This window comes from Pseudomonas sp. SDO5522_S412, assembly GCF_054071215.1.
Genome location: NZ_JBSVWQ010000184.1, coordinates 1 through 11244 on the forward strand (window position 1 = coordinate 1; position 11244 = coordinate 11244).

General features: G+C 62.1%; 10 protein-coding genes. 6 read left to right on the forward strand and 4 right to left on the reverse strand.

Annotated elements, in window-relative coordinates; genetic code table 11:
* Positions 1 to 86: 86 nt before the first annotated feature.
* Together ACW9I6_RS25505 and ACW9I6_RS25510 are read right to left on the reverse strand one after the other, a co-directional pair.
* Positions 87 to 836, reverse strand: coding sequence for an enoyl-CoA hydratase-related protein (locus ACW9I6_RS25505; RefSeq protein WP_003214147.1), 750 nt, complete (start codon positions 834 to 836; stop codon positions 87 to 89).
* A 30-nt stretch (positions 837 to 866) separates the two neighbouring features.
* Positions 867 to 1799 carry an iron-sulfur-binding ferredoxin reductase gene (locus ACW9I6_RS25510; protein WP_102369795.1) on the reverse strand — a complete coding sequence of 311 codons (933 nt, stop codon included), beginning with the start codon at positions 1797 to 1799 and terminating at the stop codon, positions 867 to 869.
* 216 nt (positions 1800 to 2015) lie between these two features.
* Between ACW9I6_RS25510 and ACW9I6_RS25515 the strand changes: the two genes are divergently transcribed.
* The 5 genes from ACW9I6_RS25515 to ACW9I6_RS25535 all read left to right on the forward strand — a co-directional run bounded on the left by ACW9I6_RS25515 (position 2016) and on the right by ACW9I6_RS25535 (position 9128).
* On the forward strand, positions 2016 to 3539 hold the full coding sequence (locus ACW9I6_RS25515) for a fumarate hydratase (RefSeq protein WP_003214142.1): 1524 nt from the start codon (positions 2016 to 2018) through the stop codon (positions 3537 to 3539).
* Between the two features lie 217 nt (positions 3540 to 3756).
* The gene (locus ACW9I6_RS25520; protein WP_003214141.1) at positions 3757 to 5523 is read left to right on the forward strand and encodes an ATP-binding protein; all 1767 of its coding nucleotides are present in this window, start codon (positions 3757 to 3759) and stop codon (positions 5521 to 5523) included.
* Complete coding sequence (locus ACW9I6_RS25525; protein WP_457339983.1) at positions 5517 to 6842, forward strand: sigma-54-dependent transcriptional regulator; 1326 nt, start codon at positions 5517 to 5519, stop codon at positions 6840 to 6842. Before ACW9I6_RS25520 ends, ACW9I6_RS25525 begins: the two co-directional genes overlap by 7 nt.
* Positions 6843 to 7051: 209 nt before the next feature.
* A complete protein-coding gene (locus ACW9I6_RS25530) occupies positions 7052 to 8371 on the forward strand; it encodes an MFS transporter (protein ID WP_003214136.1) in 1320 nt (439 codons plus the stop codon).
* 124 nt (positions 8372 to 8495) lie between these two features.
* Positions 8496 to 9128, forward strand: a complete 633-nt coding sequence (locus tag ACW9I6_RS25535; protein ID WP_457339984.1) for a flavin reductase family protein — start codon at positions 8496 to 8498, stop codon at positions 9126 to 9128.
* A gap of 141 nt (positions 9129 to 9269) precedes the next feature.
* Here the strand turns inward: ACW9I6_RS25535 and ACW9I6_RS25540 are convergent, their stop codons facing one another.
* On the reverse strand, positions 9270 to 9518 hold the full coding sequence (locus ACW9I6_RS25540; RefSeq protein ID WP_003214132.1) for a hypothetical protein: 249 nt from the start codon (positions 9516 to 9518) through the stop codon (positions 9270 to 9272).
* A gap of 43 nt (positions 9519 to 9561) precedes the next feature.
* Positions 9562 to 9903 carry an antibiotic biosynthesis monooxygenase family protein gene (locus tag ACW9I6_RS25545; protein WP_003214130.1) on the reverse strand — a complete coding sequence of 114 codons (342 nt, stop codon included), beginning with the start codon at positions 9901 to 9903 and terminating at the stop codon, positions 9562 to 9564.
* 326 nt (positions 9904 to 10229) lie between these two features.
* Here ACW9I6_RS25545 and ACW9I6_RS25550 point away from each other — a divergent pair, with 326 nt between their 5' ends.
* On the forward strand, positions 10230 to 11159 hold the full coding sequence (locus ACW9I6_RS25550; protein WP_457339985.1) for an AraC family transcriptional regulator: 930 nt from the start codon (positions 10230 to 10232) through the stop codon (positions 11157 to 11159).
* The last annotated feature ends 85 nt before the right edge of the window (positions 11160 to 11244 follow it).

Consider the following 11244-nt stretch of genomic DNA (forward strand, 5'->3'; position numbering starts at 1 on the left):
CACATTTGATCGCGTACATCCTCAAGAAACACGGTCGAATGTGGGAGCGGGCTTGCTCGCGAATAGGCCGACCAGTCAACGCTCATTCATCTCCGAGTGATAAACCCCGACAACGCCGCAATCGCCTCCGGCGACTTCAACCTCTGGGTAAACAACGCCCCCTCCTCCTCGATCACCTTGCGCAACTGCTCGCGATCAACGCTTTTCATCAGATGCTTGCTGACCTGTACCGCGCCCGGCGCCAGGGTCTCAAACCGTCCAGCAATTTCCCGCGCCTTGGCCAGGGCCGATTCACCGCTGCCCAATGCCTCGGTGGCAATGCCCCAGGCGGCAGCCTGTTCGCCGGTAAACCCTTCACCCAGCAGCAGCAACTCCGCCGCCTTGGCATGCCCCAGCAAGCGCGGGAGGATCAAGCTGGACCCAAACTCCGGACACAGCCCCAGGTTGACGAACGGCATGCGCAACCGTGCATCCCGGCTGACATACACCAGGTCACAATGCAGCAGCAGCGTCGTGCCAATTCCCACCGCCACGCCCGCCACTGCCGCAATCACCGGCTTGCGGCAGTTGAGCAAGCTGCGCATGAAATTGAAGACCGGGCTGTCGAGATCCGCCGGCGGTTGTTCGAGGAAGTCGCCAATATCGTTACCGGCGGTGAAGCACTCGCTGCTGCCCTGGATCAGCACGGCATTCACGCTGGTATCGGCATCCGCCTGCTCCAGCGCCTCGGCCAATTGGCTGTACATGGCGCGGGTCAGGGCATTTTTCTTGTCCGGGCGATTGAGCTGCAAAATCAGCAACCCGCGTTCGCGTTGCTGCAGGATGGCATCGGTCATGACAAATCTCGCGGCTGGGAAATTCAGCGCTCAACCACGGGGCAGGAACACATCGGCCAGCAGTTGATTGCGCGGCAGTCCGGCCAGGAACAGGCGCTTGGAAAAGGCCTCGACACTGGCCGGGTGCCCGCAGAGTAAAGCCAGAGTTTGCCGGGAAACAAGCCGCAGTTGCGCCAACGCCTGCGTCACCTCAGCCGCTGTCCATAGCTCAACGGTCACGTTCGGATGCGCACCAGCCAGCTGGGCCAATGGCCCGGCGAGGTAATGACCGCCCGCGTCATGGGCCAGGTGAATGACCCGGATGGCGCCCTGGTGATCCTGGCGCAAGGCCTCGCGCAACACGCCCCATAGCGGGCCGAGTCCGGTGCCCGAGGCCAGCAGCCAGAGCGGCCGCGATTGCCAGTCGGGGTCGTACTGCAAGGCGCCGCCCCGCAATTCGCCCAGGCGCAGGCTGTCACCGGCCTTGAATTGGCGGGCGGCGTCGCTGAATTCGCCGGGCAGGCGGCAATCAATGTGAAATTCGAGAAACGGATCTTCCTGGGGCAGGCTGGCCAATGAATAAGGCCGCGCAACGCTGCCGGCCCACAACACCAGATGCTGCCCCGCCCGGTAGCGCAAGCCGCGTTCGGGTTGCAGCCGCAAGCGCAGTACACTCGGGTTCAACCAATCGACGCTCAGCACCGTCGCCGGCAACCCGTCACGCAGCGGGTCGAAGGCTTCGACCTGCAAGTCACCTGCGACCTGGCACTGGCACGCCAGGCGCCAGCCATCCTGGCGCTGCGCCGGGCTCAGGGCATCCGGCTGGTTGTCCTGGATATCACCCTGGCAACGCACCAGGCAGGCATGGCAGCTGCCGGCGCGGCAACTATAAGGCACGGCCACGCCCGCCTGGTTCAGGGCATCCAGCAGGTTGCTGCCGGCGGCTACCGACCAGTGGCGTTCACCGACGTGAAGTTCAGGCATCAAGGGTCTCGGATCAAAAAGGCGTCTACAGGGAATCACGCCCCGTAGAGTTTGACCATAGTCGGGTGTATCGGCCACCGTGGCGGGTTATACTGCCGCGCCTTTTTAGCGTCGCGCCTGCACCACTTTGGCGTGCCTTGGAAAGGTGGCTTCAGCCGACCGATGCAACACTGACGCCACCTTTATTGAATGTTCCCTTATAGAGGAGCGCGACTCATGACCGTGATCAAGCAAGACGACCTGATTCAGAGCGTTGCCGACGCCCTGCAATTCATTTCCTACTACCATCCCGTTGACTTCATCCAGGCGATGCACGAGGCCTACCTGCGCGAAGAATCGCCAGCGGCCCGTGACTCCATGGCGCAGATCCTGATCAACTCGCGCATGTGTGCCACCGGCCACCGCCCGATCTGCCAGGACACCGGGATTGTCACCGTATTTGTACGTGTAGGCATGGACGTGCGCTGGGATGGCGCCACCATGAGCCTGGACGACATGATCAACCAAGGCGTGCGCCAGGCCTACAACCTGCCGGAAAACGTCCTGCGGGCTTCGATCCTCGCCGACCCGGCCGGTGCGCGTAAAAACACCAAGGACAACACCCCTGCCGTGATCCACTACTCCATCGTCCCGGGTAACACCGTGGAAGTGGACGTGGCCGCCAAGGGCGGTGGTTCCGAGAACAAGTCGAAAATGGCCATGCTCAACCCGTCCGACTCGATCGTCGACTGGGTGCTCAAGACCGTTCCGACCATGGGCGCCGGCTGGTGCCCACCGGGCATGCTTGGCATCGGCATCGGCGGCACCGCCGAGAAAGCCGCGGTAATGGCCAAGGAAGTGTTGATGGAGTCCATCGACATCCACGAGCTGAAGAAGCGCGGCCCGTCCAACCGTATCGAAGAGATGCGCCTGGAGCTGTTCGAGAAGGTCAACCAACTGGGCATCGGTGCCCAGGGCCTGGGTGGCCTGACCACCGTGCTCGACGTGAAAATCATGGACTACCCGACCCACGCGGCTTCGCTGCCGGTGTGCATGATCCCCAACTGCGCCGCCACCCGTCACGCGCACTTCGTGCTCGACGGTTCGGGCCCTGCATCGCTCGAAGCGCCACCGCTGGACGCCTACCCGGAAATCGTCTGGGAAGCCGGCCCGTCGGCCCGTCGCGTCAACCTCGACACCCTGACCCCGGAAGACGTGCAGAGCTGGAAGCCGGGCGAAACCGTGCTGCTCAACGGCAAGATGCTCACCGGTCGCGACGCGGCGCACAAGCGCATGGTCGAGATGCTGAACAAGGGCGAAACCCTGCCGGTGGACCTCAAGGGTCGCTTCATCTACTACGTCGGCCCGGTTGATCCGGTGCGCGAAGAAGTGGTGGGGCCTGCCGGTCCGACCACCGCCACGCGGATGGACAAGTTCACCCGCCAGATCCTCGAGCAAACCGGCCTGTTGGGCATGATCGGCAAATCCGAGCGCGGCCCGACCGCTATCGAAGCGATCAAGGACCACAAGGCGGTTTACCTGATGGCAGTGGGCGGCGCGGCTTACCTGGTGGCCCAGGCCATCAAGAAATCCCGCGTCGTGGCGTTCGCCGAGCTGGGCATGGAAGCGATCTACGAGTTCGACGTGAAAGACATGCCGGTCACCGTTGCCGTTGATAGCAAGGGCGAGTCGGTACACATCACCGGTCCTGCCATCTGGCAGAAAAAGATCAGTGAAAGCCTGGCGGTTGAAGTGCAGTAAGCATTTCCCCTGCAAGGATAAAAGGCGACCACTACGGTCGCCTTTTTTTGTTTCATGCACCTCTCACTGTGGCGAGGGAGCTTGCTCCCGCTCCAGTGCGCAGCGCTCCCATTTTTTTGGGGCCGCTACGCGCCCCAGCGGGAGCAAGCTCCCTCGCCACAACAGCCATGCGCCTCATGCTATGGTGCTCGCCCCCAATTGCACTGTTCATCCTCGAATGATCGCGATTCCCCGGCCTTTGCGTTTGACCTTCTACTCCCTGCTGATCATCGCCGGTGCGATGCTGGCTGCCGCCCTGGCCACCCGCCACGCCGAACGCCTGGCCCTGGTGGATGACGCCGCCCGCGCCAATCAGCAGCTCATGCTTTATGGCAACTCCCTGCACACCCTGATCGAACGTTACCGCGCCCTGCCCGCCGTGCTGGCCCTGGACTCGGAAATGATCAGCGCCCTGAAGGGCCCGCTGGACACCGCCACCCAGGATTTGCTCAACCGCAAGCTGGAGCGCATCAACGGCGCCGCCCAGTCTTCCACCCTGGAACTGATGGACCGCAACGGCCTCGCCGTGGCCGCCAGCAACTGGAACCTGCCCAGCAGTTATGTGGGGCACAACTACGCGTTTCGCCCGTACTTCAGCCAGACCCTGAGCCAGGGCACCGGGCGTTTTTATGCAGTGGGGGTGACCACCGGGATTCCGGGGTATTTCCTCTCCAGCGCGGTGGTCGGCGAGAACGAACAGTTCCTCGGTGCCATGGTGGTCAAGCTGGAGTTCCCGGAACTGGAGCGCGAGTGGGCCCAGGGCAATGACTTGCTGCTGGTCAGCGATGCCCGGGGCATTGTGTTTATCGCCAATCAGCCGGGCTGGCGCTACCGCGCGCTGCGTCCGTTGTCGGACAGCGACCACGCCGAACTCAAGGCCACCCGCCAATACGACAAGAAACAATTGCTGCCGCTGGACACCGAAGCGTTGCAGCGCTTTGACGAAAACAGCCACCTGATGCGCGTCGACGGCCCCGACGGCAAGGCCAATTACATTTGGGAATCCCTGCCGCTGAAGGCCGAAGGCTGGACCTTGCACCTGCTGCGCAAGCCACAATTTGCCTTTGAAGACCAACGCAACGCCGGCCTCGCCGCCGCCGGCTCATGGCTGGCGCTGGTGTTCCTGGTGCTGTTCCTGACCCAGCGCTGGCGCCTCGCCCGCTTGCGCCAGCGCAGCCGCGAAGAACTTGAACAACTGGTGGAAGAACGCACCCGCGCCCTGCGTACTGCCCAGGATGGCCTGGTGCAATCCGCCAAACTGGCAGCGCTGGGGCAGATGTCTGCGGCCCTCGCTCACGAAATCAACCAGCCATTGACCGCCCAGCGCATGCAGTTGGCGACTCTGCGGCTGCTGCTGGACCATGGCCGGGTGGACGACGCCTACCAGGCCCTGACCCCGCTGGACGACATGCTCACACGCATGGCCGCGCTCACCGGCCACCTCAAGACCTTCGCCCGCAAGAGCCCCAGCGGCCTGCGCGAACGCCTCGACCTGGCGACGGTGGTGGACCAATCCCTGCACTTGCTCGATGCGCGCCTGCGGGACGAAGCCATCGGCACCGTACTGGACCTGACCCGCCCGGCCTGGGTACGCGGCGACGCGATCCGCCTCGAACAGGTGCTGATCAACCTGCTGCGCAACGCCCTCGACGCCATGGCCGACAAGCCACGCAAGCGCCTGGAGATCCGTCTGCACGCCGATCAGCAGCTATGGCACCTGACCGTCAGCGACAGCGGCGGCGGGATCGCCGAGGAAAACCTCAACAGCGTGTTCGACCCGTTCTTCACCACCAAGCCGGTGGGCGACGGGCTCGGCTTGGGGCTCGCCGTGTCGTACGCTATCGTCCACGAACTTGGCGGGCGCCTGAGCGCCGGCAATCAAGGTGACGGGGCGATCTTTACCCTGACCTTGCCCATCGCACTGGAGACGCCAGACCTATGTTGAATGCGGTGATTGTGGTCGACGACGAAGCCAGCATTCGCACGGCCGTCGAGCAATGGCTGAGCCTGTCGGGCTTTGAGGTGCAGTTGTTCGGCCGCGCCGAAGAATGCCTGGCGCAATTGCCCCGGGACTTTCCCGGGGTGATCCTGAGCGACGTGCGCATGCCCGGCCTCAGCGGCCTGGAGTTGCTGGCTGAAGTGCAGCGGCGTGACGCCGACCTGCCGCTGATTCTGCTCACCGGCCACGGCGATGTGCCGATGGCCGTCGAAGCCATGCGCGACGGCGCCTACGACTTCCTCGAAAAACCCTTCAGCCCCGAAGCCCTGCTCAGCAGCCTGCGCCGGGCGCTGGACAAGCGCGGGCTGGTGCTCGAAAACCGCCGCTTGCATCAGCAGGCCGATCACCGTGCCCAACTGGAATCGAGCCTGCTGGGGGTGTCCCGGGGTTTGCAGAACCTGCGCCGGCAAGTCCTGGACCTGGCCGGCTTGCCGGTCAATGTGTTGATTCGCGGCGAAACCGGCAGCGGCAAGGAGCTGGTCGCCCGTTGCCTGCATGATTTCGGCCCCCGGGCGAAGAAGCCGTTTGTGGCGCTGAACTGCGCGGCGATTCCCGAGCAGCTGTTTGAAGCCGAGCTGTTCGGCCATGAAAGTGGCGCGTTCACCGGCGCCCAGGGCAAGCGCATCGGCAAGCTGGAATACGCCAATGGCGGCACGCTGTTTCTCGATGAGATCGAAAGCATGCCGCTGGCCCAGCAGGTGAAATTGCTGCGGGTGTTGCAGGAGCAAAAACTCGAACGGCTCGGTTCCAATCAAAGCATCAAGGTGGACTTGCGGATCATCGCCGCCACCAAACCCGACCTGCTGGACGAAGCTCGCGCCGGGCGTTTTCGCGAGGACTTGGCCTATCGCCTGACCGTCGCACAACTGCGCCTGCCACCGCTGCGGGAACGCCGGGAAGACATTCCCCTGCTGTTCGAGCACTTTGCACAAAGCGCCGCCGAGCGCCTGGGCCGCAACTTCGCGCCGCTGAGCGGACCCGCGCTGGGGCGCCTGCTCAGCCATGACTGGCCGGGGAATGTGCGGGAGCTGGCCAATGCCGCGGAACGCCAGGTGCTGGGGCTGGGTGAACCGGAGCCGGAAGGCATCGAAGCCGGGCAATCGTTGGCGGCGCAGCAGGAAGCATTTGAAGCCCATTGCCTGAAAGCCGCGCTGACCCGGCACAAAGGCGATATCAAGGCGGTGCTGGCCGAGCTGCAACTGCCACGGCGCACCTTCAATGAAAAAATGCAGCGCCATGGCCTGGCGCGGGATACGTTCCTCTAACCCGGTCCTTGTATCGCCTGGTAGGGCCTCATCGCAGGCATAAGCGGATTTCCGCTCATCACCCTTCAATCATCAGCGATTTTCCGCTCAAAAAAATCTCCAAACCCTTCTAGACCGGGCCTTCATCAGCTTGGCACAGCTCCTGCTATAGCCCAGCCAGGCTGCGCTACCGCGCGCTCCACAAAAACAATTAGATGAAGGATCCTTAAATGGATAACTCCAACTCCCTGCCTCTGGGGTCGGCGACTGCGCCGGCAAAAGGACGCACCACCTCCAGCCGTATCAGGTCGATCTTCAGCGGATCGGTCGGCAACATGGTCGAGTGGTACGACTGGTACGTCTACGCGGCTTTCTCCCTGTATTTCGCCAAGACCTTTTTCCCGAAAGGCGACACCACCGCCCAACTCCTGAACACCGCCGCGATCTTCGCCGTGGGCTTCCTGATGCGCCCGATCGGTGGCTGGCTGATGGGCCTGTACGCCGACAAGGTCGGGCGTAAAAAGGCCTTGATGGCGTCGGTCTACCTGATGTGCTTCGGCTCGCTGCTGATTGCCCTGAGCCCGGGCTATGAAGCCATTGGTATCGGTGCGCCGATCCTGCTGGTATTCGCCCGTTTGCTGCAGGGCCTGTCGGTCGGCGGTGAATACGGCACCTCCGCCACTTACCTCAGCGAGATGGCGACCAAGGAACGTCGGGGCTTCTACTCCAGCTTCCAGTACGTGACCCTGATCTCCGGCCAGCTCATCGCCCTGGCGGTATTGATCGTGCTGCAACAATTGCTGACCACCGAACAGCTGTACGACTGGGGCTGGCGTATCCCGTTCGCCATCGGCGCCCTGTGCGCGGTAGTGGCGCTGTACCTGCGTCGTGGCATGGAAGAAACCGAGTCGTTCACCAAGAAAGAAAAGGCCAAGGAAAGCGCAATGCGCACCTTGATGCGCCACCCCAAGGAACTGATGACCGTAGTCGGCCTGACCATGGGCGGCACCCTGGCGTTCTACACCTACACCACCTACATGCAGAAATACCTGGTGAACACCGTCGGCATGAGCATCTCCGACTCCACCACCATTTCGGCGGCCACGCTGTTCCTGTTCATGTGCCTGCAACCCATCATCGGCGGGCTGTCGGACAAGGTTGGCCGCCGGCCGATCCTGATCGCCTTCGGCGTCCTCGGCACCCTGTTCACCGTGCCGATCCTCACCACCCTGCACACCATCCAGACCTGGTGGGGCGCGTTCTTCCTGATCATGGCGGCGCTGATCATCGTCAGCGGCTACACCTCGATCAACGCCGTGGTGAAGGCCGAATTGTTCCCCACCGAAATCCGCGCCCTGGGCGTTGGCTTGCCCTATGCGCTGACCGTGTCGATCTTCGGCGGCACCGCTGAATACATCGCGCTGTGGTTCAAGAGCATTGGTATGGAAACCGGTTACTACTGGTACGTCACCGCGTGTATTGCGGTGTCGCTGTTGGTGTATGTGACCATGAAGGACACCCGCAAGCATTCGCGGATTACTACGGACTAAGGGTTCTGCCAGGATAAAAAAGGGGCTGTGTCAGTGTATGACACAGCCCCTTTTTCATTGGCGAACACTCCACCTGAGTGCACTATGATGCCCTTCCCCGAACCACCAGCAGGAACCCCGGCCCATGTCCGACGATATTCATTTCTACGAACCCGCCAACGGCCACGGCCTGCCCCATGACCCGTTCAATGCGATTGTCGGCCCGCGCCCGATTGGCTGGATTTCGTCACACGACAGCCAGGGCCGCCTGAACCTGGCGCCCTACAGTTTCTTCAATGCGTTTAACTACATTCCGCCGATCATTGGATTTTCCAGCGTCGGGCGCAAAGACAGCCTGAACAACATCGAACAGACCGGTGAGTTCGTGTGGAACCTGGCCACCCGCCCGCTGGCCGAGCAGATGAACCAGAGTTGCGCGCCGGTATCACCCGAGGTCAACGAGTTTGAATTGTCGGGCCTGACGCCGGTGGCTTCAAAGGTGATCGCCGTGCCTCGCGTGGCCGAAAGCCCGGTGTCGTTCGAGTGCAAGGTGACGCAGATCATTCAACTGCAGCGCGCCGACAAACAGCTGGTGCCAAGCTGGTTGGTGCTCGGCGAGGTGGTCGCGGTGCATATTGCCAAGTGGCTATTGAAAGACGGGGTGTACGACACGGCTGCCGCCCAGCCGATCCTGCGTGGAGGTGGCCCGGCGGATTATTTTCAGTTGGGGCCGGAAGCGCTGTTCAAAATGTACCGCCCAGGCGCCGCGCAACGCTGATTGGAACGAGATAAAAATGTGGGAGCGGGCTTGCTCGCGAAGGGGGCGTATCAGTCAATGCATATGCCAACTGATCCACCGCATTCGCGAGCAAGCCCGCTCCCACACAAGCCCGCTCCCAGATTTGGATCAGCGGTGTTTTTAGTTGGCGGAAGTTGCCCAAGAGAGCTGACCGTCTTCATCTACATCGACCAAGCGCTCCAGTTGCAGAGCTGCGGCATCGTCGGCGTCGGAGGCAGTCTTGAACGTCTGTCCATCGAGGATCTTGTGAAAGCGCGGTGCGCCCATGCCATCCAGCGCCTTGACGGCGATGGCGGCGCTATAGCCACCCTCTTCTTCACGCACCAAGGCGGAAACGGCTTCGTGGTGGGCAAACTCTTTACGTGCCATGTTGCAGGTCCTGGCCAATGGGAAAGGCGGCCATTCTAAAGCACTAGCCCGCCAGTTGCAGGTACTCGCCATAGGCATTGGCCGCCGAGGCGTCGGTAAAGGTCTGGAAGTCCATGCTGCGAACCACCATGTCATTCAACAACTCGGTGAAGACCATCAGCGCCGGCGAGCTGAAGTAGGCACTCATCGCCTGCTCGCTGCTCCAGAAGCCCGACACCAACCACACATCCGGGTCGGCCAGGGAGTGCTGCAACGAGAATTGCAGGCAACCCTGAGCCTGGCGGCCCGGTTCGATCAAACTGCTCAAGCGTGCACCCAGTTCGGTGCTGTACCCGGTACGGGCACGGATAAAGGCCATATGGCTCGCGGGAATGGGGGTGGACATGTTCGACTCTCCCGTTGAGAAGTGATGCTCGGCAAGCACTGTGAGGGCGTGTTGCCACAGGATCAAAGATACGGGCGCGGGTGTGGATGCGGTTAGTCAATTCCTGCTGGCTTATTGCACAATCCTGCGAGATACGTAGATATAGCAATCGGCCTGCGAAGTTTATTCCCGGCATGACTGCCGTATTTCAGGGGCATGACAGGCCCCGGCTTGCCTGATTCACGATTTTTCGCAGGATCAGGCAAGGATTGTGCAGAATCGAAATACCGCTTTTTGCAAAGCCGCCCTTAAGCTGTGCCCATCGTCAAAGCACCAGAGGATGTCCCATGTCGTCGCCCGAACTTCGCTCCAAACCCCTCGACGCCGATATGGAAAAGCAGCGCGCAGAACTCGCCGGCATCGTTCGCCGGCATACCTGGGAGGATGGTTCCTACGGCACGGCGATCACGTCGCTGTATCTCAACCGCCATAACTCCCCGCGTGAATTCACGCCGGTGCTGGTTGAACCCGCGCTGTGCATCCTCGCCCAGGGGCGCAAGGAAGTGCGTTTGGCGGATGAAGTATTCGCCTATGACCCGCTCAATTACCTGGTGTTTTCGGTAGCGATGCCGGTGGCCGGGCGCATCCTTGATGCCACGCCGGAAGACCCCAACCTGTCGATTCGGGTGAATATCGACCCGGCACAGATCACCGCACTGATTGCCGAAGCCGGGCCGATGGGCGTGCCCCCGCGCCCGACCTCCCGAGGGATGTATGTCGACCGCCTGGACAGCCAGCTACTGGACGCCGTGCTGCGCCTGACCCGATTGCTCGACACACCGAAAGACATCGCAATGCTCGCGCCGCTGATCAATCGGGAAATTCTCTATCGCCTGTTGCGTGGTCCACAGGGTTATCGGCTGTATGAAATTGCCGTCGCCAACAGTCAGAGCCATCGGGTGAGCCAGGCGATCACCTGGTTGAACGGCAACTACGAACAGCCCCTGCGCATTGATGACCTGGCCAAGGAAGTGAACCTCAGCGTCTCGACCTTGCACCACCGCTTCAAGGCGATGACCGCCATGAGCCCGTTGCAGTACCAGAAGCAACTGCGTTTGCAGGAGGCTCGGCGGTTGATGATCGCCGAGGGCCTGGAAGCCTCGGCGGCGGGGTATCGGGTGGGCTATGAGAGCCCATCGCAGTTCAGCCGCGAATACAGCCGGCTGTTTGGTGCGCCGCCGTTGCGGGATCTGGCCAGGTTGCGCCAGAGCGTCTAACCACGGTTATAACGCCGGATGCTAATAATGTGGCGAGGGAGCTTGCTCCCGTTGGGCTGCGCAGCAGCCCCAGGTTTTGGGGCCA

Bases quoted from the DNA above. Each gene is read 5' to 3' on its own strand.
- ACW9I6_RS25540 (WP_003214132.1), bottom strand. From the start codon at position 9,518: ATGGCACGTAAAGAGTTTGCCCACCACGAAGCCGTTTCCGCCTTGGTG.
- ACW9I6_RS25545 (WP_003214130.1), bottom strand. From the start codon at position 9,903: ATGTCCACCCCCATTCCCGCGAGCCATATGGCCTTTATCCGTGCCCGT.
- ACW9I6_RS25515 (WP_003214142.1), top strand. From the start codon at position 2,016: ATGACCGTGATCAAGCAAGACGACCTGATTCAGAGCGTTGCCGACGCC.
- ACW9I6_RS25550 (WP_457339985.1), top strand. From the start codon at position 10,230: ATGTCGTCGCCCGAACTTCGCTCCAAACCCCTCGACGCCGATATGGAA.
- ACW9I6_RS25505 (WP_003214147.1), bottom strand. From the start codon at position 836: ATGACCGATGCCATCCTGCAGCAACGCGAACGCGGGTTGCTGATTTTG.
- ACW9I6_RS25535 (WP_457339984.1), top strand. From the start codon at position 8,496: ATGTCCGACGATATTCATTTCTACGAACCCGCCAACGGCCACGGCCTG.
- ACW9I6_RS25530 (WP_003214136.1), top strand. From the start codon at position 7,052: ATGGATAACTCCAACTCCCTGCCTCTGGGGTCGGCGACTGCGCCGGCA.
- ACW9I6_RS25525 (WP_457339983.1), top strand. From the start codon at position 5,517: ATGTTGAATGCGGTGATTGTGGTCGACGACGAAGCCAGCATTCGCACG.
- ACW9I6_RS25520 (WP_003214141.1), top strand. From the start codon at position 3,757: ATGATCGCGATTCCCCGGCCTTTGCGTTTGACCTTCTACTCCCTGCTG.
- ACW9I6_RS25510 (WP_102369795.1), bottom strand. From the start codon at position 1,799: ATGCCTGAACTTCACGTCGGTGAACGCCACTGGTCGGTAGCCGCCGGC.